This window comes from Paracoccus sp. N5, assembly GCF_000371965.1.
In the GTDB taxonomy this organism is placed as follows: domain Bacteria; phylum Pseudomonadota; class Alphaproteobacteria; order Rhodobacterales; family Rhodobacteraceae; genus Paracoccus.
On the sequence record NZ_AQUO01000001.1, the window covers coordinates 1,592,387 to 1,612,535 of the forward strand.

Consider the following 20,149-nt stretch of genomic DNA (forward strand, 5'->3'; position numbering starts at 1 on the left):
GGGACGGGCTTCCTTGCTTTCGGTCAAACAGGCCGCGGTTGTGATCGGCTGCCCTGCCCGCGCCGGTTCAGACGTTCGCCGCCCCGGCTGTCACCCGCCGAGCGTCCCGGCCGGCACATCCTCGGCCATGCGGTCGACGACGCAGTCGCGGCCGGGCGAGATCGCCCCTTCGGTGATGCCAAGCGCGGCGAGATCGGCGGGCACGCCCTGGCCGGTCGCGAGCGCCGCCGCGAGCCGGGCCGCAGCGGCGCAGGCCATGACCCCGTTGCCGCCCTGGCCGGCCAGCCAGACGAAGCGCGCGTCCTGCGGATCGGCGCCGATCACCGGCTCGTGGTCGGGTGCGAAGGTGCGCAGCCCGCCCCATTTATGCGAGATGCGCGGCACCTTCATGGTGGTGAAGGTCTCGATCCGGTCGATGGCCAGCGCGACCTCCAGCTCGTCGGCCTGGGCGTCGCAGGGCGCGGTTTGCGCCATGTCCACGGGCGAGACCATGACCCGGCCGGCCTCGGGCTTGAAATAGAAGGTCTCGGCCAGGTCGAAGGTCATCGGCCAGCGGTGCAGGTTGCTGCCGGCCGGCGCGTCGAAGGTGACGGCGGTGCGGCGGAAGGGCAGGACGTTGCGATGGCCAAGGCCGGCCATGCCTGCCACCTGCTGCGCCCAGCCTCCGGCCGCGTTGACGATGGTGCCGCCCTGGAACGCGCCCGCGCTCGTGTCGACCTGCCAGCCGCCCGCGTCGCGGCGGATCGCGGTGACGCGGGCGCCGGTCGCGATCACGCCCCGCGCCGCGCGGATGCCGCGCCGATAGCCCATCATCAGCTCGTTGGTGTCGATGTCCTTGCAGTCGGGCTCATGCATGGCGGTGGCGAATGTCTCGGGCCGCAGCACCTCGCACCAGCGCAGGGCATCGGCGGCCGGGACCAGTTCGACGCGCGCGCCGCGCACGATCAGGTCGTCATATTGCGCCTGAAGCTGCCCGGTCTCATGCGCCCGGGCCAGGAACAGCGCGCCCCGGTCGGTCAGCAGCGGCGCGGTGGCAAAGCCCTCGGGCGGGTGTTCCAGGAAGCCGCGGCTGGCGCTGACCAGCCGGCTCCAGATCGGAGTGCCGTAGTTCTCGGTCAAGACGGCGGCAGAGCGGCCGGTCGCGTGATAGCCAGGCGCGCTTTCCTGTTCCAGCACGATCACGCTGCCGTGCGGCAACAGCTCATGGGCCACCGAGACGCCGGCGATGCCGCCGCCGATGACGATGAAATCCGCGGTCGCGGGCATGCCGTTCTCCTGTATCCTGCGTTGCCTGCCTGTCTTCTAACCGGATGCCGCGGCGTTTTCTAACGCAGCGCGCGCCGGTTTCGGCCGATGCTGTCGGGCCGGCGCGCCAAGGCTGGCCGATCACGGGGCACCGGATGCAAACGCAGGGTTTCAGTTGATATTTATCAGTCTCGCGCTAGGCTTTCGAGCACAGGGACAAATCCGGAAGGGACAGAGCATGAGCAAGCGCGACGACCTGATCGCCAAATATGCCGCCGATCTGAAGGACAAGCTGGGCGTCACGGCCGATGCCGATCTGCTGGCCAAGGTGGTGATCGGCTGCGGCCCCTCGATCTATGACGCCGATGCCGAGACCGTGGCGGCCTCGGACAAGTCGGAACTGGAGCGCATCAAGACCAATTACCTGGTCAAGAAACTGGGCCTGCCCGACGGGCCCGAGCTGATGGCGGCGATCCAGGACGTGGTGGCGAAATACGGCAGTTCCAACCGCAACAAGTATCGCGCGGTGATCTATTACATGCTGTGCACGCATTTCGGCAAACAGGCCGCCTATGGCTGATCCGGGCGCCCGAGCCTGATGGCCGACTGCGGCCCAAGGTCGCAGATCACGCGCATTTGACCGGGCGCGGCCCTGCGGCGCAAAGGGTGCGCGCCGCGGGGCCGCACGCGTTCAGTCCAGCATGCGCTTGATCGCCGCGACCTGTTCGGCGCTGGCGGCCAGCACGTCGCCGGCCAGCGCCTCGGCCTCGGCCAGCAGGGCCTCGGGCGCGACCAGCCGGTCGACCAGCCCCCAGGCCAGCGCCTCGTCGGCGGGGATCTTCTGTCCGGCCATCAGGATCATGCGGGCCCGCGACGGACCGATCAGCGCGCGCAGCCGCACCGGGTCGCTGGGTTGGGGCAGGAAGCCCAAGCGCATGACGGGATAGAAGAATTTCGCATCCGGCACCGCCAGCCGCAGGTCGCAGGCCAGCACCATGCCCATGGCGCCGCCGGCCACGGTGCCGTTCAGCGCCGCGATGGTCAGGCAGGGCATCGCGGCGATGCGGGACGACAGCCGCTCCCATTCCGGCGACAGCGCCAGGCCGGCGCGCGCAGCCTCGAGATCGGCGCCGGCCGAGAACACCTTGCCGGCGCCGGTCAGGATCACCGCGCGCAGGCCCGGCTCGGCGGCCAGCGCCTCGAAAGCCTCGGTCAGCGCGGCCAGCATCTCGGCGGTCAGCGAATTGGCCTTGTCCGGCCGCGCGATGGTGATGCGGCCGATTCCGCCTGCGAATTCCCTTGCGATCATCAATCCCTCCTTGGAGCCGCCCGCCGGCTGTGGCAAAACCCCGCAGACGTTTCTTATGCATACTCGCCGGAAGGTAATGACATGAACCTGCGACTGACAAGCTCTGCGCTGGCACTGGCCGCGATGACCGCGCCGGCTTTCGCCGATGTGACCCCGGAACAGGTCTGGCAGTCCTGGCTCGATTACTATCAGTCGATGGGCTATACCGTCACCCCCGGCAAGCAGGACACCGCCGGCGAGACGCTGACGCTTTCGGATGTCGAGTTCACCGGCGGCCCCGAGGACAGCCGCGTCAGCATGACCGTGCCGCAGATCGCGCTGACCGGCGACGACGGCAAGGTCACGACGGTCTTTGCCGAGACGATCACCGGGCTTGCCACCGGCAAGACCGAGGCCGGCGAGGCCTATGAGGTGCCCTTTGCCGTCGCCATGCCGGGCAACAGGATCGTGACCTCGGGCGCGGCCGAGGACATGACGCATGCCTTCGACTATCCGCAGATCGACCTGACGCTGACCACGATGAAATCGGGCGACACGGAAAAGCCGCTGCCGATCAAGCTGGGCTTGGCCGATTCCACCGGCACCTTCCATGTCGTCGCCGGCGCGCCGGCGAAATACGACTATGCGATGAAATCCGGCCAGATCACCTTCAGCGGCGACATCCCCGAGACCGAGGGCGAGAAGGTCAAGTTCGACGGCACGCTGGACGGGGCCGAGATCCTGGGCGAGATGGCGCTGCCGCAGGGCGTGAAGCCGGAAGAGGACATGAATGCCGCGCTGAAGGCCGGGCTTGCCATGAGCGGCACCGTCAAGGCCGGCGCGCTGGCCGCCAGCTTCGATTTCGCCGGCACCGGCGACGAGGGCCAGCCGCAGACCGGCGCCGGCAAATACGACGGCAAGGGCTTCGATCTGAGCTTCGCGCTGTCGCAGGACGGCCTGTCCTATCAGGCCGGTTCGGACGCGGGCCGTTTCGAGCTGACCACCAGCGACGTGCCCTTCCCGATCAACTATGCCATCGAAAGCGGCAGCTTCGACATGCAGATGCCGGTGATGCAGTCGGACGAGGCGCAGCCGTTCAAGTTCGCCTATTCGCTGGCCGGGCTGACGCTGGGCGATGCGATCTGGAACCTGTTCGACGCCCAGGGCCAGCTGCCGCGCGATCCGGCCTCGCTGGACATCGACGTGACCGGCACCGCCAGGGTGACCAAGGATCTGTTCGACCAGACCGCCGCGGATGACGCCGCAGCCGATGACGCGACCGCCCCGGCCGATGCGACCGACGACGCCACCGCCGAGGGCATGGCGGACGCCGCCCCGGCCGACGGTGCCGAGGCCACGGCCGAGGCTGATGCCGAAGCGGATGCCGCGGCCGAACAGCCCTTTGTCCCCGTCGACCTGGCGATCAACCAGTTCGCGCTGAACGCGCTGGGCGCCAAGGTCACCGCCGAGGGTGCGCTGAAGGCGCCGGAAAACGGCGACATGACCGCGCCCATCGGCCAGATCGACGCCCATGCCGAGGGGCTGAACGGGCTGATCGACAAGCTGGGCACCATGGGCCTGATCCCCGAGGACCAGATCATGGGCGTGCGCATGATGCTTGCCATGTTCGCCAAGCCCGAAGCCGAGGGCGAGGACAAGCTGGTCAGCAAGGTCGAATTCAAGGAAGGCGGCTCGATCTTCGTCAACGGCCAGCAGATGAAGTAAGCGGCGGCGCGGCGCTGGCGGCCGCGTCTCGGGACGGAATTGCGGGGGCCGGGCAGTCGTCCCGGCCCCCGGCACATATGAAGGGTGAACGCATGTCCGAATTCTCGCAGCTTCAGGCGCTGACCGACCGGCTGCTCTCGGCCGCCCGGCAGGCCGGCGCCGACCAGGCCGATGCCGTGGCGCTGGAGGCGGCGGCGGTTTCGGTCGACGTGCGCGGCGGCCGGCTGGAACATGCCGAGCGCGCCGAAGGCGTCGAGATCGGGCTGCGCGTGCTGATCGGCGGACGGCAGGCCTGCGTCTCGGCCTCGGACCGTTCCGAGCGGACCATCGCCGAGATGGCGGCCCGCGCCGTCGCCATGGCGCGCGAGGCGCCGGTCGACGACACCCTGGGCCTGGCCGAGCCGGGCCAGCTGGCCCGCGACACCGACAGCAGCCGGTTGGAACTCTTCGACCCCGGGCCCGAGCCCAGCCCCGAGGTGCTGCAAGAGCTGGCGCTGCGCGCCGAGGCCGCCGCGCTGGCGGTCGAGGGCGTGTCACAGATCGAATCCGCCAGCGCCAACCATTCGCGGCGGCGGATGTGGATTTCCGGCTCGAACGGGTTCTCCGCCGGCTACGGCCGCAGCGGCCACGGGCTTTCCGCCGTCGTCATCACCGGCGAGGGCCTGGGGATGGAGCGTGACTGGGCCGGGGAAAGCCGGGTCCATGCCGCCGACATGCCCGCGCCCGAAGAGATCGGCCGGCTCGCGGCCGAGCGCACGGTGGCGCGGCGCGGTGCGCGAAAGCCGCCGACCGGCGCCTTCCCGATCCTTTACGACGAGCGCGTGGCGGGCGGGCTGATCGGCCATCTGGTCGGCGCCGCGAACGGGGCCGCCATCGCCCGCGGCGGCAGCTGGCTGCGCGACGCCCTGGGCGAGCAGGTGCTGCCCAAGGGCTTCGACCTCTTGGAAAACCCGCATCTGCCACGCCACGGCAGCTCGCGCATCTTCGATGCCGAGGGGCTGGCCACGGCGCCGCGCCTGCTGGTCAGGGACGGCGTGCTGCAGGGCTGGACGCTGGACCTGGCCACGGGACGCAAGCTCGGGATGCCCTCGACCGCCAATGCCATGCGCGGCGCCGGCAGCCCGCCCTCGCCCGGGGTCACGAACCTGGAACTGACCCCGGGCGAGCAGACCCGCGACGCGCTGATCCGCGAGATGGGGCGCGGGCTGCTGGTGACCTCGATGCTGGGCGCCTCGATCAACGGCACCACCGGGGATTATTCGCGCGGCGCCGGCGGCTTCTGGGTCGAGAACGGCGAGATCGCCTATCCGGTGAATGAATGCACCATCGCCGGCAACCTGCGCGACATGCTCTTGCGGCTGACGGCGGCGAATGACCTGCCGGACTGGCGCGGCATGCGGGTGCCCAGCCTGCTGGTCGAAGGGATGACCCTTGCCGGCGCGTGATCTGGCGCTGCTGGAGCAGGCCGCCGTCGAGGCCGGCGAGATCGCGCTGCGCTTCTGGCGGCAGGCGCCGCAGGCCTGGGACAAGCCCGAGGGCGCCGGCCCGGTGACCGAGGCCGACCTGGCGGTCAATGCCCATCTGGAAGCCGTGCTGCGCCAAGCGCGGCCGAATTATGGCTGGCTCAGCGAGGAAAGCGCCGACACGCCCGAGCGGCTGGCGGCCGAGCATTGCTTCATCGTCGATCCGATCGACGGCACGCGGGCCTTCATCGACGGGCAGCAGGGCTTTTCGGTCTCGCTGGCCGTGGCGCGGGCCGGGCGGGTGGTGGCGGGCGTGGTGCATCTGCCGGCGATGGGCGTGACCTATGCCGCGGCCGAGGGCGGTCCGGCCCTGCGCGACGGCCGGCCCATCGCGGCCTCGAGCCACGGTTTTCAGGACGCGCGGGTGCTGACCGGCAAGCCCGGCCTTGACCCCCGGCACTGGCGCGGCGTGGCGCCGCCGCTGCGCCGGGTGTTCCGGCCGTCGCTCGCCTGGCGCTTCTGCCTGGTGGCGGATGGGCAGTTCGACGCGACGCTGTCGGTCCGGCCGGCCTGGGAATGGGACGTGGCGGCCGGCAGCCTGATCGCGCAGGCCGCCGGCTGCCGGGTCAGCGACCTGGCCGGGGCGCCGATGCGCTTCAACACGCCCGAGGCCCTGACGCCGGGGCTGGTGGTGGCCGGGCCGGCGCTGCATGGCGCGATGCTGCGCGCCATGACGCCCTTCACCGCGCCGGGCGAGCCAACTTGATGCCATGCCGCGTCGCGGCTAAGAAGAGGGCAAGGGCCTGACGGCCTTATCCCGCAGATAGGGCCAGTCATGAGCCGCCTTCCCCCCGCAGCCCGCGACCGGCTGGCCGACGAGATCACCTTCCAGCCCGCCAATGCCGAGGCCCGGCTGCTGCGCGAGGCGCTGGGCCGCTATGCGACCGGGGTGACGGTTGTGACCACCGCCGGCTCGCTGGGGCCGGTGGGCATGACCGTGAACAGCTTCGCCAGCGTCTCGCTGGAGCCGCCCTTGGTGATGTGGTGCCCGGCCCGGGCCTCGACCCGGCACGATGTCTTCGCGCAGGCGGCGCATTGGTCGGTGCATGTGCTGGGCTCGGAGCAGCTGGAAACCTGCCTGCGCTTCACCAAGGGCGGGCGGCAGTTCCAGGGGCTGGAGCCGGTGCTGACGCCCGAGGGCGTGCCGGTGATGCCGGGGGTCGCGGCGCGTTTCGATTGCGCCGGCCATGCCGCGCATGAGGCGGGCGACCATTCCGTGCTGATCGGCCGGGTGCTGCGGGTGACGGTGGCGGGGCCGGGCGACCATCCACTGGTCTTTGCCGCCGGCCGTTTCGGGCAGTTCGAACCCGACCAGGGCGGCTGAGGCGCAAGGGGGGCTCTGCCCCCACGTCTTGCGCGCCCCTCGATGGGGCACGCAAGACGTTCCCCCGGGGTATTTTCGAAACAGTGAAGGCGATCAGCTGCCTTCCAGCGGCGGCAGCGGCTGCGAGAAGATGTCATCGATGCGGGGCATGGGCGCGCTGCTGGTGCGGATCGACCGGCCTGGACCCGAGAGCGTGGCGATCTGGCCGGCGAGCTGCGCGATGGCCTGGGATTGGGCGCGGGCGATGGCGGCGGGGCCCGCGTCGGCCAGGGGGATCCTGATGTCGAAGCTGCGCGCCTGGTTGGCGCCGCCGGCGGCGGAATCGCCGACGAAATAGCGGCCCGACAGGCGATAGCTGCCGTCGGCCAGGGCCAGCGCCTTTTCCACCCGCACCTCCAGCGTGCGGCGCGGCGGTTCCGACAGCGGCCAGGGTTCGGCGATCACCGTCGCGCCCGAGATGTCCGAGATCGTCCGCGCCAGCGTCAGCGTGAAGGCGCGCTGCGGATCGTCGGCCCAGAGCTGTTTCGTGTTCGAGCGCACGGCGCCGTCCGCCGTCTGCCAGCTGACCTCGTCGCCCGCGGCATAGTCCGGCAGCGACACGTCCTTCAACTCCGCCGTGCCCAGCCGGTCGGCGACGCGCTGGCCGCTGTCGGGCGGGTCGATCAGGTAGCGAGCGGTCTTTTCGCCGTTCGAGCAGGCGCCGAGCAGGGCGAGGCAGGCGGCGGAGGCAAGGATCAGGCGCATCTTATCGTCCCAGGATGAAGGCTTGCGGGTTGCGCTCGATGGTGCGCGCGAGGCTGCCGAAGGCATTGGCGGCGCGGCGCATCTCGCGCATCAGGTTGATGGTTTCGGTGTTGAAGCTCGAGCGGTCGCCATAGGCCGCCAGCACCGCGTCGGCACGCGCGGCCAGCGTCTCGAGCCGGGCCGAGAGCTGCGGCAGGCGCCTGGCCGCGTCCGAGACGTCCTGCGCCGCCGTGCTGGCCGAGGCCAGCGCCGTGTTCAGGCTGCCCGCCGCATCGCCGTCGCGCAGGTCGTTCAAGAGGCCGGTGGCGGATTTCAGCGTCTCGGACAGGTTCTTCGGCAGTTGCTCGGCGTCCTCGGTGCCCAGAAGCGCACGGACGTCCCCGAGGATGCCCTCGGCCTCGGTGCCGATGGCGGCGAAGTCCACCGCCTCGACCTTGGCGGCGGCGGCGTCGATCTGGTCGACCATCTGCGGCACGTCGGCGGCGGCGAGCTTGACCGCCTCGGCCGCGGCCTGGGCCTCGTCCACCATGCCGCGGATCTGCGTCAGGGCGCCGGATTCGCGCAGCTCGGCGGTGGCGCTTTTGATTTCCTCGGCGGCGGACCCGGCGTTCTCCAGCGTGCCGCGCAGCGCGGCGGGGATGGCGCGGGTGTCCTCGCTGCTGGCGATGGCGGTGACCGAGTTCATCATGTCGCTGGCGGATTTCAGCACCTCCTCGATCGGCAGGTTGCCGACCCGGGCCAGGAAGCCCTGCGCCGTGCCGGTGAAATCCGAGATGTCGCCCGGCGCCGAGGGGATGACCGGATTCGGCTGCGCGTCGCGGTCCAGTTCCGCCGGCGCGGCGTCGGGCAGCGCGACCAGCTCGACCTCCAGCGAGGTGCCGAAGAAGCCGGCGCTGGCCAGGCGGGCGCGCAGCCCCTGGCGGACCTGGCCGTCGATGAAGTCCAGCGCCTGTTCGGGCGTCGAGCCCGCCGGCAGGCCCAGGCGCTCGGGGGTCAGGGCCAGCGTCACTTCCTGTTCCACATGGTCCTGGCCCTGGTCGTCCTTGGCCGTGCGCGCCGCGAGGCTGGTGACGCGGCCGACGGTCAGGCCCATGAACTGGACATTGGCGCCGGTTTCCAGCCCGCTGACCGATTCATCGACCAGCATGGTCAGGCGCAGCGCCTGGCCCTGGTCGTCGAAGAGATTGGCCTCGGCCGAGGCCTGGTCGGGCTGCAGCGAGAAGACATGGCCGTCCTCGACCGGTGCGCCGCCCGAGTTCAGCGTGGCGAATTCCGCCCCGCCCTGCAGCACCGAGGCCAGCGAATTCACGTTCAGCGACAGCCCCTGCGCCCCCAGCGAGACCGAGAAGCCCGAGGTGTCCCAGAACACGGTGCGGGTGGTCAGGAGCTTGTCATAGGGTGCGGCGATGAAGACATCGGTCAGCACGCCCTCGTCATTCTCGGCCAGGCGCAGGTTCTGCATCTGCCCGACCGGCAGGCCGCGGAACAGCACCGGCGCGCCCTCGGTCATCCCGCGCGAGCGTTCGGCCGAAAGCATGATCCAGGTGCCCTTTTCGCCGAAGCTGGTCAGCGGCGGCTTGTCGAGGCCCTTGAACTCGGTCTGCGGCTGGTCGACCTTGTCGTCCCAGTAGCCCTCGACGAAAGACCCGGTCAGCACGGTGTCGAGCCGCGAGATGCCCTGGGCCGAGACCTGCGGCCGCACGATCCAGAACTGCGCATCCTTGTCGATATAGGGCGCCAGGTCCTTGTCGACCCGCATCTCGACCTTGACCTGTTGCAGGTCCTCGGTAAAGCGCACGGATTCGACCTTGCCGACGGTGATCTCGCGGAATTTCAGCGCGGTTTCGCCGGGGGTGATGCCGGTCGCGTCCTTGAAGGCGACCGAGATCAGCGTGCCGCGGCCGGCGATCATGTTCCAGCCGACGCCCAGGGTGACGACCAGCGCGATGATCGGCACCAGCCAGATCAGCGGCAGCCCGGCCCGGACCGCGCGGGCGGCGGGCTTGCGGGCAGGTTCGGCGGGTTTCAGGGGGCTGTCCTTGGGCGGCGGCGTATCCGTCATTCCGGGTCCTTGCGGCTGCGCAGCGGCAGGCCGCGCCAGATCAGTCGAGGGTCGAAGCTTTGCGCGGAAAGCATGGTGAAGGCAACCGACAGCGCGAATGACACCGCCGCCGGCCCGGGATGGATCGAGGCGACGAAGCCCAGCTGCACCAGCGCCGACAGGATCGCGACCACGAAGACGTCGATCATCGACCAGCGGCCGATGAATTCGACGATCTCGTAGAGCACCAGCCGCTTGTGCGCCGCCCTGACCGTCGCCGGCCGGCCCGCCACCAGCGCCAGCCAGCTGATCGCGATGAACTTGCCCAGCGGCACCACGATCGAGGCGACGAAGATCACCGCCGCGACCCAGTAATTGCCATAGTGGATCAGCTCGACCACGCCGCCCAGGATGGTCGATTCGCTGCTGCCCCTCAGCCCGCCGAAGACCGAGGTCTTGAGCATCGGGAACAGGTTCGCGGGGATGTAGAAGATGAATCCCGCGGCCAGCCAGGCCCAGACCGCGTTCAGGCAGCGCCGGTCGGGCGGCACCAGCGCGCCGCCGCAGCGGGCGCAAATGGTCTCGGATTCCGGCCAGACCCGGCCGCAGCCGCGGCAGCCGGCCAGCCCGGCGCGATGGGCGGTCATCACCGGGGCGTGCTGGTCCTGCGGCAGGGTCACGCGCGATGCTCCGGCACGATCTCGCGCCCGTCGGTGGCCAGGCCCGCGTCCTCGATCGCATCCCAGATCGTGGCGGCGCTGGTAAAGGCATTGCTGGCGGCATTGACCAGGATCAGCGCGCAGAAGGCCCAGAAGGCCGGGCCGAAGCTGATATTGGCCAGGCCCCCGACCTTGACCAGCGCGACTGCGGTGCCGATGACGAAGATCTCGGCCATGGACCAGGGCCGCAGCGCCTCGGACAGGCGAAAGGCGGGCACGGCATGGGCAAAGGGCCGGCGATTCCGGCTGAGCGGCAAGAGCGTATAGACCAGCAGCACCGCCCGCAGCACCGGCAACCCGACGATCGAGCCCAGCAGCGCCACGGTCAGCGGCATCAGCGCGCCATGGGAAAAGGCCAGCGCCACCCCGAAAAGCGAGGTCTGGTTGCCGAAGCCCATGCGCGAGATTTCCAGGAAGGGAAAGAACACCGCCCCCACCATCAGCACCAGCGAGGTAAAGGACAGCGCGATGATCCGGGTGAAGGCACCGGCACGCGGGCTGGCGAGCACGGTGTTGCAGCGCACGCAGCGCGCGGTCTCGCCGGGTTCCAGCTCGCGCTCGACATGCAGCGCATCGCAGCGCGGGCAGGCGATCAGCCCAGCGCCGGTGGTCAGGTCATATGCGCCCTCGGTCAACATCCGGCCAGAATATCGGGGCCGGGGGCCGGCGCAAGATGCGGCGTCCGATTCGCCTTGCAGAAGAGTTTGATGCGCGGGCAGCCTGCGAAGGCCGGTCGAGCGCAGCGCCCTGGAAATTCTTTCATTTCCATTGTGTTGCCCAATTTCATGGCGTGATCCGCATTGCCCCGGCGGCGGGAAATGCGGCGCATTTGAGCCGTTAACTGGATATTAGCGCGCCGCGCATAGAGCTTGGAGGCAGGATACAGGAAAGGTTTGGCCATGGCCGGCAACGGGGGCGGCGCCCCGATCATCATCAAGCGGGTGCAGGGCGGGGGCGAAGCCGGTCATCACGGCGGCGCCTGGAAAGTCGCCTATGCGGATTTCGTGACCGCGATGATGGCCTTCTTCCTGCTGATGTGGCTTTTGAATGCCACCACGGAAAAGCAGCGCCAGGGCCTGGCGGATTACTTCAACCCCACCATCGTGCAGTCGCCGGCCAGCGGCAGCGACGGCCCCTTCGGCGGCGAGGTGCAGGATTCCGACACCAACAGCAGCAAGGGCGCCGGCGCCTCGCGCGACCAGCTGATGGCCCAGGCGCGCGAGGGGCAGCAGGCCGGCTTCGAAGAAGTGGCCCGCAGCATCCAGAACCAGCTGACCGGCAGCGGCGCCGAATCGATGCAGAAGGTCAATCTCTTGCGCCATGTCGTCACCCGCATGACCGACGAGGGGCTGGTGATCGAGCTGACCGACCTGATGGACGAGCCGCTGTTCGTCGGCGACAGCGCCCAGCCCACCCCGGCGATGAAGGAACTGGCCGAGGTGCTGTCCAGCGTGCTGCAGCGGGTGAAGAACGAGATCGCGCTGACCGGCCATGTGCGCGCTTACCCCGAGATGCTGATCCAGTCGCCGGTCTGGGCGCTCTCCGATGCCCGCGCCCATGCGCTGCGCAACCTGCTCGAGGGGACCGGCTTCGACAGCACCCGCATCCAGCGTGTGACCGCCTATGCCGACCGCCGCAACCGCTCGGTCAACCCGATGGATCCGAACAACAACCGGATCGAAGTGATTTTACTCAGATGACCGCCGCTGGCCGGGGCGCATTAGGGCGCTGTTAATCCCTCTCCGGCAGAATTCCCAGGAACGACTCAGACAGGATGACTGCAGAATGTCCATCTCTTCCGCCCTCAGCGCCGGGGTTTCCGGCCTGGCCGCCAACTCGACCCGGCTGGCCAATATCTCGGACAATATCGCGAACTCGGGCACCTACGGCTACAAGCGCGTGGATACCGAATTCGAAAGCATGGTGATCAACCAGGGTCGGGGCGGCGGTCTTTACACCGCCGGCGGCGTGCGCGCTGCCACCTCGCGCGACGTCAACCAGCGCGGCAACCTGGTCACCACCTCGAACGCGCTGGACATCGCCATCACCGGCCGCGGCATGCTGCCGGTCGTCACCTCCTCCGCGGTGGCCTCGGGCTACAGCACGCCGCGCGACCTGATGATGACCACCACCGGCTCGTTCGACACCGACGACCAGGGCTATCTGCGCACCAACTCCGGCCTGGTGCTGATGGGCTGGCCGGCGAATGCCGACGGCACGATCCCGGCGCAGCCCCGCGATTCCGCGATCGGGCTGCAACCGATCCGCATCGACGGCAGCCAGACCGCCGCCGATCCCACCACGCGCATCACCCTGGGCATCAACCTGCCGGCCAATGCTGCGGTCGGCGGCGCCACGGGCGACGCGCATGAGATGAATGTCGAATACTTCGGCAACCTCGGCAATTCCGAACAGATGATCTTCACCTTCACCCCGGATGTTTCGGGCACCACGGGCAGCCGGTCGAACAGCTGGACGATGGAGGTGCGCGATTCCGCCATCATCGACGACCCGGCGACCGCCGCGGATGAATCGCTCATCGGCAGCTATACGCTGGAATTCGACAGCAGCGCGACCACCGGCGGCCGGCTGATGAACGTCACGACCGGCTCGGGCGGCGCCTTTGATCCGGCCACCGGTACGCTGACCGTGACCGGTGCGAACGGCCCCATGACCATCGACCTCGGCCGCTACGGCGCCAGCCAGGGCATCACGCAGCTGGCTTCGGATTTCTCTCCGGCCAATGCGACCAAGAACGGCTCTCCCGTCGGCAGCCTGACCGCGCTTGAAATCGATGAGAATGGCTATATCCGCGCGACCTATGACACCGGCTTCACCCGCACCCTTTATCAGGTGCCGGTGGTGGACGTTCCGAACCCGAACGGCCTGATCGCGCTGAACAACCAGACCTACAAGGTTTCCCCCGACTCGGGTGCCTTCTATCTGTGGAACTCGGGTGACGGTCCGACCGGAGAGATCGCCGGCTACGCGCGCGAGGCATCGACGACTGACGTGGCGGCCGAACTGACCGACCTTATCCAGACCCAGCGCGCCTATACGTCGAATGCCAAGGTCATCCAGACGGTCGACGAAATGTTGCAGGAAACCGCCAACCTGAAACGCTGATAACGCCACCGGGGCAAGAAGGCCTTGCCCCGGCGCACCGCCAATCGGAGCTGTTGCATGAGTATTTCGTCCGCAATTTCCAATGCCGTCTCGGGCCTGACCGCAGTCTCGCGGGGCACCGAGCTGGTGTCCTCCAACATCGCGAACGCACTCACGCCCGGCTATGCCCGGCGCGAACTCGAGCTTGCATCCCGCCCGTCCGAGCGTGGCGGCGGCGTCAACGTGGCAGGTGTCGATCGCATTCTGAACGCCGGGTTGCTCGCCGACAGCCGTCTTACGCAAGCCGATGTCGGTGCATCGGGAACGACATCGGCCTTCCATGTCGCCATGGAGCAACTGTTTGGCACCGGCCAAGAGGCGTCCTCGCTGGGTCAGATGCTGACGGCCTTTGAATCCGCCCTGACCAGCGCGGCCGCTCGTCCCGACAACGAGACGCAGCTGGACAATGTGCTGACGGCCGCCAGCGGCCTGGCTGATAAGCTGAACACCATGTCCGAAAGCATCCAGGCCGAGCGCACGGCGGCGGACAGCGCCATCAGCAAGGATGTCGCGCGCCTCAATACGGCGCTTGAGCAGGTCGCCCTGTTCAACAAGCAGATCGTCAGCCTTTCGGCGCAAGGCAAGGATGCATCTTCCCTTGTGGACACCCGGCAGGCGGTGATCGACGGGATCGCGGATATCGTGCCTCTCAAGGAGGTGCCCCGGGAAAATGGCCGCATCGCGCTTTTCACCGTCGGCGGTGCCATCCTGCTTGACGGTACCGAACCCGCGAGCATCAGCTTTGAAAGTGCCGGAAACATCACGCCGCAAATGTCTCTGGCCAATGGCGCGCTGGCAAGGCTGACGTTCAATGGCAAGGAACTGAGCGCCGGGCAGATGAGCATGTTCAGCGGTGGCACCATCAGCGCCAATTTCGCCATCCGGGATGAGGTCGCGCCCGAATATCAGCAGCAGATCGATGGATTTGCGCGCGAAATCTATGACAGATTGGCCGATCCGGCGATCGATCCGTCCCTGAATGCCGGCGGGCCCGGGATTTTCACGGATGCGCAAGGTGCCTTGGATCCCGCCGATGAAACTGGCTTTGCCGGTCGCATCTCGGTAACCGCGCTCATCGACCCCGCAGCTGGCGGTGATCTATGGCGCATCCGTGCCGGCGTGAACGCCGCGAACTCCGGAGATTCCGGGGATAGCGGCCTGCTGGGCCGCCTGAGCTCCGCCCTTTCGACAACGCGGCTGCCCGCCTCGGGAAACCTGACCCAACAATCGCGAAGCTTGCAAACCTTGGCCGCGCATCTTTCGTCCTTTGCCTCCACCAATCGAATTCAGGCTGAAGCCGCCGCGTTGCAGGACAGCGCGCATCAGAACAGTCTGAAAACGGCCTTGCTGGCAGACGGCGTGGATACCGACAAGGAGATGGAAAGTCTCCTGGCGCTGGAGCGAGCCTATTCCGCCAATGCGAAGGTCTTCCAGACCGCAAACGACATGCTTGATGCTATTCTGAGGTTGACATGACATCCTTCAATTCGATCGGTGATCTTTCGCGCACCTTCCAGCTTCGCCTTGGTCAAAGCTCGCTGAAAAGCCGGCTTGATCAGCTGACCCAGGAAATGATGACGGGCATCAAGACGGATGTCCCCAAAGCGCTGGGCGGAGATCTGCACAAGATCTCGCATATCGAGGGGCGGCTGGCCATGCTGAGTTCCTTTCAGCTGAATGCCTCCGAGGCACAAGCGCAGTTTCAAGCCATGCAGACTGCGCTGGAAAGCATCAAGGACACCGTGGACGATCTTGGACCAAGCCTGCTCACCCAGGCCGGGGCCTCGGATGAGAACCAGCTTCGGTCACAACTTGGTGGCATCGAACAGAACTTCCGCTCGATGTTCAACACCTTGAACACCAATGTCGCAGGGCGCTACCTGTTTTCCGGATCCCGTTCCGATACGGCGCCGCTCGGCAGCTTTGATGACATGATGTCCGCTTTGGGCACGGCGGTCTCTGGCGCCACGACGGCCTCGGATATCGCAGCGCGCATCGACGCATGGTTCGATGCTCCGGCCGGTGCAGGCGGCTTCCTGGACTCCACATTCCAGGGCAGCGACAGCGGCAGCACCTCCTTGGCAGTATCCCCCGACAGCCAGGTCAGCATGAGTTTGACCGCAAACTCTTCGACATTGCGCGATACGCTGAAGGGCATGGCCATCATGGCATATGCCTCGGAAGCCGGAACGGGCGTCGACGGGGCGATGCTGCGGGATCTGTTTACCGAAGCAGGTTCACGGCTGGTGAAAGGAAGCACCGGATTGATCAGCGCCGCTGCCGATCTTGGTCAAAGGCAGGCCACCGTCACGCAAGCGCAGACCCGAAATGGCGCCGAGGCCACTGCGCTGTCTGTCGCCCGATCAAACCTGATAAATGCCGATCCTTACGAGACAGCCACGGCTCTCGAGGAAGTGGAAGCCAAGATCGAAAGCCTATATGCGCTTACCGCGCGTCTCTCGCGTCTCAATCTGACCGATTACCTGTCATGAGATTTCTATTCATCCTTCTGGCGGCCCTTGGCTTTGCACAAATCGCTGTCGCTGCGCCCGTCCGTATCAAGGATCTCGCGAATGTGGACGGGGTGCGGGGAAACGATCTCGTGGGCTACGGCCTGGTCGTCGGCCTCAATGGTTCGGGCGACAGCTTGCGGAACGCGCCATTCACAGAAGAGATCATGGCCGGATTGCTCGAGCGTCTGGGTGTCAATGTCACCGACGAAGCGTTCCGGCCAAAGAACGTTGCGGCGGTGATTGTCACAGCTGCGCTGCCGCCCTTCGCGCGCGCAGGTTCCCAGATTGATGTCAATGTGGCGGCTATCGGTGATGCAAAAAGCCTGCTTGGCGGCACTCTGGTGATGACGCCGCTGAATGCGGCCGACGGTGAAATCTATGCTGTCGCTCAAGGGGCTGTTCTTGCCGCGGGCGCGGAGGCTTCCGGAGCGGCTGCTTCGGTCGTTCAAGGCGTTCCCACAACGGGTACGATACCCTCGGGTGGAAGGGTGGAGCGAGAGGTAGCTTTCGACTTTTCGCAGATGACCAATTTGCGGCTGGCCTTGCGAAATCCGGACTTTACAACGGCTGCACGTGTGGAAGCCGCGATAAATCGCAAGCTTGGCCGCGGACTGGCAGAGCTTGTCGATTCTGGAACTATTTCGATCAACTCCACCGTTCTGGGCAATGTCAATCCCGCGCGCCTTATGGGGCAGATCGAGAATATTACCGTGGAACCGGAAGCTGCGGCCAGGGTCGTTATCGATCACAAATCGGGAACCATCGTCATGGGAGAGGATGTCAGGATTTCCCGCGTGGCGGTTTCACAAGGCAATCTGACTCTCCGCGTTCGCGAGGCACCGGTCGTGTCTCAGCCCAATCCGTTCGCTCCTGGGGAAACCGTGGTTGTGCCGCGGACACAGGCCGAGATAACGCAAGAGCCCGGTATCGGATTTGCGGAAGTATCGGGTGAATCGTCCTTGTCAGAGGTTGTCGCGGGACTTAACGCGTTGGGAATTCGGCCAAGAGACATGATTGATATCCTGAAAGCCATTCATGCGGCGGGGGCATTGCATGCGGAATTTGTCGTGAACTAAAAGGACGATCCCCATGGTTAAGGGAATGCGAACGGGCTCTATTGGCTCTGTCACCCAAATCCCGAGAGGAATTCAGCTCTCGAATCCAGCGTGGCAGGTGGATGGCATGAACAGACCGGCACCGCCGACCTGCAAGACCCGGAAAGGGCCAGCCTGCAACGGAACGCTCGGGCGCCGCGGCTCGCTCACGATCTGGTTCGGCCCGGCCATGAGTTGGGAAGCCGCTTCCACCGGCAAGCGTGGTCGCCGGCCCGACGACAATGATGCCGCGATCCAGGCTGTCTGACCATCAAATGTCTGGCATGATGCTTCGTCACACTTCCGCCCATTCAGGCTTGAAAAGCTGCCGCCAAATCGCCCGCGATCCGCGTGCCGTCCTCTGCGGGCAGTTGCGGCGGCTGGGTGAACTCCAGGATCCCGTCCTTCAGATAGGCCTGGGACGACACGTCGTGGACATGATGCATCGGCACGACATGGGCATGGGCATGGGCGACATGGATGCCGGTATAGAGCAGCGCCACCCGCTCGACCCCGTAGAGCGCCTTCATCTGCCGCGACAGACGTTGCGCGCAGGTGGTGATGCGGCTGGCCAGATCCTCGGGCAGATCCTCGAACCAGGGGTAATGCTGCTTGGGAATGATCAGGCAATGCCCGGGGCGGATCGGATGCAGGTCGAGAAAGGCCAGGATATGGTCATCCTCATGCACGCGATGCGCGGGCAGTTCGCCGCGCGCGATACGGCAGAACAGGCAATCGTTTCCGGACATGGGCAACCTCTTTGGCGGGGCGCGGCCGCAGGGACCGCGCGGCCGGGATCAATAGCGGTAATGCTCGGGCTTGAACGGGCCTTCGGGCGTCACGCCGATATAGTCGGCCTGTTCGCGCGACAGCCGGGTCAGCTTGACGCCGATCCGGTCCAGGTGCAGCCGCGCGACCTTTTCGTCCAGCGCCTTGGGCAGGATATAGACCCCCGGCGCGTATTCGTCGCCCTTGGTCCACAGCTCGATCTGCGCCAGCACCTGGTTGGTGAAGCTTGCGGACATGACGAAGCTCGGGTGGCCGGTGGCATTGCCGAGGTTCAAGAGCCGCCCCTCGGACAGCAGGATGATGCGGCTGCCCGAGGGCATCTCGATCATGTCCACCTGCTCCTTGATATTCGTCCATTTGTGGTTGCGCAGGGCGGCGACCTGGATCTCGTTGTCGAAATGGCCGATGTTGCCGACGATGGCCATGTCCTTCATCTCGCGCATGTGCTCGATGCGGATCACGTCCCGGTTGCCGGTGGTGGTGACGAAGATGTCGGCGCTGGCGACCACGTCCTCCAGCACCACGACCTCGAACCCGTCCATGGCGGCCTGAAGCGCGCAGATCGGGTCGACCTCGGTGACCTTGACCCGGGCGCCGGCGCCGCGCAGCGAGGCGGCCGAGCCCTTGCCGACGTCGCCATAGCCGCAGACCACGGCGACCTTGCCGGCCATCATCACGTCGGTGGCGCGGCGGATGCCGTCGACCAGCGACTCCTTGCAGCCGTATTTGTTGTCGAATTTCGACTTGGTGACCGAGTCGTTCACGTTGATCGCCGGGAAGGGCAGCAGCCCCTTCTTGTGCAGGTCATAGAGGCGATGCACGCCGGTCGTGGTTTCCTCGGACACGCCGCGCAGCGCCGCGCGCTGGCGGGTGAACCAGCCGGGCGAGGCCGCCAGCCGCTTGCGGATCTGCGCGAACAGCGCCTCTTCCTCTTCGCTGGTCGGCACGTCGATCAGCCCGGTCTCGCCGGCCTCGACCCGCGCGCCCAGCAGGACGTACATGGTCGCGTCGCCGCCGTCGTCCAGGATCATGTTGGCGGTGCCTTCGGCGAACTGGAAGATCTGGTCGGTATAGGACCAGTATTCCGGCAGCGTCTCGCCCTTGATGGCAAAGACCGGGATGCCGGCCTTGGCGATCGCCGCCGCGGCATGGTCCTGGGTCGAGAAGATGTTGCAGGACGCCCAGCGCACCTGGGCGCCCAGGGCCACCAGCGTCTCGATCAGCACCGCGGTCTGCACCGTCATGTGCAGCGAACCGGCGATGCGCGCGCCGGCCAAGGGCTTCGCTTCGCCATATTCGGCGCGCAGGGCCATCAGCCCGGGCATCTCGGTCTCGGCGATGTCCAGCTCCTTGCGGCCGAATTCGGCCAGGGAGATGTCACGGATGATGTGGTCGGTCATGGATGCCTCGCGCAGCTTGTCGCCGCGGCCATACCATTCGCGGCGCTGCGGCGCAAATCAGCCGTTGAGCCCCGCCTTGGTGAAGAACACCCCCGGATTGGCGCCGTCGCTGAAGCCGATGCCCGAGGCGATGACGCAACTGGTCGCATCCGGCCGCTCCAGCACCACCGTCCAGGTGCCCATCAGCGCCGAGCCCCAGAGCGTGCTGCCCTCATGCCCGGCGGCGACCTTTTCCTCGCCGAAATCGTGGCTCAGGGTCGCTTCCACCTCGGCCTTGCGGTCGCACCAGGGCTGGTCGGCGACGACAGTGTCGGACAGCGGCAGCGTGCGGGCCATCTCGCGCACCGCGCGCGGGTCCATGCCTGCCACCGCCGACCAGCCGCGCGGATTGGCCAGGTTCTGCTCGCGGCTCATGGTGGTGGCCATGGCCGGGGCGGCACTCAGCGCCGGGGCGGCGACGGCCAGCGCCAGCATGGCGGGGGCAAGGCGGGTCAGCAGGGTCTTGGTCATCGGATCAACCTTTCGCTTGGCAGCGGGTTCGCGGGCAAAACGCCGCCCCGCGCGGCAAGGTTCCGCAAA

General features: G+C 67.3%; 20 protein-coding genes and 1 pseudogene. 11 read left to right on the top strand and 10 right to left on the bottom strand.

Annotated features, from left to right (window positions below; all coding sequences use genetic code 11):
* Positions 1-90: 90 nt before the first annotated feature.
* Positions 91-1,266 carry an FAD-dependent oxidoreductase gene (locus PARN5_RS0108040; protein WP_017999262.1) on the bottom strand — a complete coding sequence of 392 codons (1,176 nt, stop codon included), beginning with the start codon at positions 1,264-1,266 and terminating at the stop codon, positions 91-93.
* Positions 1,267-1,483: 217 nt separating this feature from the next.
* On the opposite strand from PARN5_RS0108040, the gene PARN5_RS0108045 reads away from it, so the two are divergent.
* Positions 1,484-1,825 carry a DUF2853 family protein gene (locus PARN5_RS0108045; protein ID WP_017999263.1) on the top strand — a complete coding sequence of 114 codons (342 nt, stop codon included), beginning with the start codon at positions 1,484-1,486 and terminating at the stop codon, positions 1,823-1,825.
* A gap of 111 nt (positions 1,826-1,936) precedes the next feature.
* Here the strand turns inward: PARN5_RS0108045 and PARN5_RS0108050 are convergent, their stop codons facing one another.
* Complete coding sequence (locus PARN5_RS0108050; RefSeq protein ID WP_017999264.1) at positions 1,937-2,554, bottom strand: enoyl-CoA hydratase/isomerase family protein; 618 nt, start codon at positions 2,552-2,554, stop codon at positions 1,937-1,939.
* 81 nt (positions 2,555-2,635) lie between these two features.
* Here PARN5_RS0108050 and PARN5_RS0108055 point away from each other — a divergent pair, with 81 nt between their 5' ends.
* From PARN5_RS0108055 to PARN5_RS0108070, 4 genes are all read left to right on the top strand, one after another.
* Positions 2,636-4,258, top strand: a complete 1,623-nt coding sequence (locus PARN5_RS0108055) for a DUF2125 domain-containing protein (protein WP_017999265.1) — start codon at positions 2,636-2,638, stop codon at positions 4,256-4,258.
* 92 nt (positions 4,259-4,350) lie between these two features.
* Positions 4,351-5,703: a metallopeptidase TldD-related protein gene (locus PARN5_RS0108060; RefSeq protein ID WP_017999266.1), complete on the top strand. Its 1,353-nt coding sequence runs from the start codon at positions 4,351-4,353 to the stop codon at positions 5,701-5,703.
* On the top strand, positions 5,690-6,487 hold the full coding sequence (locus PARN5_RS0108065; RefSeq protein WP_017999267.1) for a 3'(2'),5'-bisphosphate nucleotidase CysQ: 798 nt from the start codon (positions 5,690-5,692) through the stop codon (positions 6,485-6,487). The genes PARN5_RS0108060 and PARN5_RS0108065 overlap by 14 nt, the downstream gene beginning before the upstream one ends.
* Positions 6,488-6,556: 69 nt before the next feature.
* On the top strand, positions 6,557-7,105 hold the full coding sequence (locus tag PARN5_RS0108070) for a flavin reductase family protein (protein WP_017999268.1): 549 nt from the start codon (positions 6,557-6,559) through the stop codon (positions 7,103-7,105).
* A gap of 93 nt (positions 7,106-7,198) precedes the next feature.
* Here the strand turns inward: PARN5_RS0108070 and PARN5_RS0108075 are convergent, their stop codons facing one another.
* Genes PARN5_RS0108075 through PARN5_RS24125 form a run of 5 tightly spaced genes read right to left on the bottom strand, consistent with a single transcriptional unit; the run spans position 7,199 to position 11,510 of the window.
* Positions 7,199-7,849 (bottom strand): PqiC family protein, encoded by a 651-nt coding sequence (locus tag PARN5_RS0108075; RefSeq protein WP_017999269.1) that lies wholly within the window; start codon positions 7,847-7,849, stop codon positions 7,199-7,201.
* 1 nt (position 7,850) lies between these two features.
* Entirely contained in the window at positions 7,851-9,911 is a 2,061-nt protein-coding gene (locus PARN5_RS0108080; protein WP_017999270.1) for an MlaD family protein, read from the bottom strand.
* Positions 9,908-10,570 (bottom strand): paraquat-inducible protein A, encoded by a 663-nt coding sequence (locus tag PARN5_RS0108085; RefSeq protein WP_017999271.1) that lies wholly within the window; start codon positions 10,568-10,570, stop codon positions 9,908-9,910. The genes PARN5_RS0108080 and PARN5_RS0108085 overlap by 4 nt, the downstream gene beginning before the upstream one ends.
* The gene (locus PARN5_RS0108090) at positions 10,567-11,247 is read right to left on the bottom strand and encodes a paraquat-inducible protein A (RefSeq protein WP_017999272.1); all 681 of its coding nucleotides are present in this window, start codon (positions 11,245-11,247) and stop codon (positions 10,567-10,569) included. The genes PARN5_RS0108085 and PARN5_RS0108090 overlap by 4 nt, the downstream gene beginning before the upstream one ends.
* Positions 11,241-11,510, bottom strand: a complete 270-nt coding sequence (locus PARN5_RS24125) for a hypothetical protein (RefSeq protein ID WP_157403955.1) — start codon at positions 11,508-11,510, stop codon at positions 11,241-11,243. The genes PARN5_RS0108090 and PARN5_RS24125 overlap by 7 nt, the downstream gene beginning before the upstream one ends.
* Between PARN5_RS24125 and PARN5_RS0108095 the strand changes: the two genes are divergently transcribed.
* The 6 genes and pseudogenes from PARN5_RS0108095 to PARN5_RS24130 form a co-directional block, all read left to right on the top strand.
* Positions 11,509-12,309, top strand: coding sequence for a flagellar motor protein MotB (locus PARN5_RS0108095; protein ID WP_017999273.1), 801 nt, complete (start codon positions 11,509-11,511; stop codon positions 12,307-12,309). The two genes, PARN5_RS24125 and PARN5_RS0108095, sit on opposite strands and share 2 nt — an antisense overlap.
* A gap of 85 nt (positions 12,310-12,394) precedes the next feature.
* Positions 12,395-13,735: a flagellar hook protein FlgE gene (locus PARN5_RS0108100; protein ID WP_017999274.1), complete on the top strand. Its 1,341-nt coding sequence runs from the start codon at positions 12,395-12,397 to the stop codon at positions 13,733-13,735.
* A 57-nt stretch (positions 13,736-13,792) separates the two neighbouring features.
* Positions 13,793-15,250 carry a flagellar hook-associated protein FlgK gene (gene flgK / locus PARN5_RS0108105; protein ID WP_026155275.1) on the top strand — a complete coding sequence of 486 codons (1,458 nt, stop codon included), beginning with the start codon at positions 13,793-13,795 and terminating at the stop codon, positions 15,248-15,250.
* Positions 15,247-16,266: a flagellin gene (locus PARN5_RS0108110; RefSeq protein ID WP_017999276.1), complete on the top strand. Its 1,020-nt coding sequence runs from the start codon at positions 15,247-15,249 to the stop codon at positions 16,264-16,266. The genes flgK and PARN5_RS0108110 overlap by 4 nt, the downstream gene beginning before the upstream one ends.
* A complete protein-coding gene (locus PARN5_RS23410; protein ID WP_081614948.1) occupies positions 16,263-17,363 on the top strand; it encodes a flagellar basal body P-ring protein FlgI in 1,101 nt (366 codons plus the stop codon). Before PARN5_RS0108110 ends, PARN5_RS23410 begins: the two co-directional genes overlap by 4 nt.
* A 106-nt stretch (positions 17,364-17,469) precedes the next feature.
* Positions 17,470-17,686: pseudogene (locus PARN5_RS24130) on the top strand (transposase); the annotation flags it as partial.
* Positions 17,687-17,692: 6 nt separating this feature from the next.
* Here PARN5_RS24130 and PARN5_RS0108120 read toward each other — a convergent pair.
* The 3 genes from PARN5_RS0108120 to PARN5_RS0108130 are packed head-to-tail and all read right to left on the bottom strand — an operon-like array spanning position 17,693 to position 20,080.
* Positions 17,693-18,130, bottom strand: coding sequence for an HIT domain-containing protein (locus PARN5_RS0108120; RefSeq protein ID WP_017999278.1), 438 nt, complete (start codon positions 18,128-18,130; stop codon positions 17,693-17,695).
* Positions 18,131-18,178: 48 nt separating this feature from the next.
* On the bottom strand, positions 18,179-19,570 hold the full coding sequence (ahcY, locus tag PARN5_RS0108125; protein WP_017999279.1) for an adenosylhomocysteinase: 1,392 nt from the start codon (positions 19,568-19,570) through the stop codon (positions 18,179-18,181).
* Between the two features lie 57 nt (positions 19,571-19,627).
* The gene (locus PARN5_RS0108130) at positions 19,628-20,080 is read right to left on the bottom strand and encodes a hypothetical protein (RefSeq protein ID WP_017999280.1); all 453 of its coding nucleotides are present in this window, start codon (positions 20,078-20,080) and stop codon (positions 19,628-19,630) included.
* Positions 20,081-20,149 lie beyond the last annotated feature (69 nt).

Excerpts from the sequence above, each read along its gene's own strand:
- PARN5_RS0108040 (WP_017999262.1), bottom strand. The coding sequence starts at position 1,266 with ATGCCCGCGACCGCGGATTTCATCGTCATCGGCGGCGGCATCGCCGGC.
- PARN5_RS0108045 (WP_017999263.1), top strand. The coding sequence starts at position 1,484 with ATGAGCAAGCGCGACGACCTGATCGCCAAATATGCCGCCGATCTGAAG.
- PARN5_RS0108050 (WP_017999264.1), bottom strand. The coding sequence starts at position 2,554 with ATGATCGCAAGGGAATTCGCAGGCGGAATCGGCCGCATCACCATCGCG.
- PARN5_RS0108055 (WP_017999265.1), top strand. The coding sequence starts at position 2,636 with ATGAACCTGCGACTGACAAGCTCTGCGCTGGCACTGGCCGCGATGACC.
- PARN5_RS0108060 (WP_017999266.1), top strand. The coding sequence starts at position 4,351 with ATGTCCGAATTCTCGCAGCTTCAGGCGCTGACCGACCGGCTGCTCTCG.
- PARN5_RS0108070 (WP_017999268.1), top strand. The coding sequence starts at position 6,557 with ATGAGCCGCCTTCCCCCCGCAGCCCGCGACCGGCTGGCCGACGAGATC.
- PARN5_RS0108075 (WP_017999269.1), bottom strand. The coding sequence starts at position 7,849 with ATGCGCCTGATCCTTGCCTCCGCCGCCTGCCTCGCCCTGCTCGGCGCC.
- PARN5_RS0108080 (WP_017999270.1), bottom strand. The coding sequence starts at position 9,911 with ATGACGGATACGCCGCCGCCCAAGGACAGCCCCCTGAAACCCGCCGAA.
- PARN5_RS0108090 (WP_017999272.1), bottom strand. The coding sequence starts at position 11,247 with ATGTTGACCGAGGGCGCATATGACCTGACCACCGGCGCTGGGCTGATC.
- PARN5_RS0108095 (WP_017999273.1), top strand. The coding sequence starts at position 11,509 with ATGGCCGGCAACGGGGGCGGCGCCCCGATCATCATCAAGCGGGTGCAG.
- PARN5_RS24125 (WP_157403955.1), bottom strand. The coding sequence starts at position 11,510 with ATGGCCAAACCTTTCCTGTATCCTGCCTCCAAGCTCTATGCGCGGCGC.
- PARN5_RS0108100 (WP_017999274.1), top strand. The coding sequence starts at position 12,395 with ATGTCCATCTCTTCCGCCCTCAGCGCCGGGGTTTCCGGCCTGGCCGCC.
- flgK (WP_026155275.1), top strand. The coding sequence starts at position 13,793 with ATGAGTATTTCGTCCGCAATTTCCAATGCCGTCTCGGGCCTGACCGCA.
- PARN5_RS0108110 (WP_017999276.1), top strand. The coding sequence starts at position 15,247 with ATGACATCCTTCAATTCGATCGGTGATCTTTCGCGCACCTTCCAGCTT.
- PARN5_RS23410 (WP_081614948.1), top strand. The coding sequence starts at position 16,263 with ATGAGATTTCTATTCATCCTTCTGGCGGCCCTTGGCTTTGCACAAATC.
- PARN5_RS0108120 (WP_017999278.1), bottom strand. The coding sequence starts at position 18,130 with ATGTCCGGAAACGATTGCCTGTTCTGCCGTATCGCGCGCGGCGAACTG.
- ahcY (WP_017999279.1), bottom strand. The coding sequence starts at position 19,570 with ATGACCGACCACATCATCCGTGACATCTCCCTGGCCGAATTCGGCCGC.
- PARN5_RS0108130 (WP_017999280.1), bottom strand. The coding sequence starts at position 20,080 with ATGACCAAGACCCTGCTGACCCGCCTTGCCCCCGCCATGCTGGCGCTG.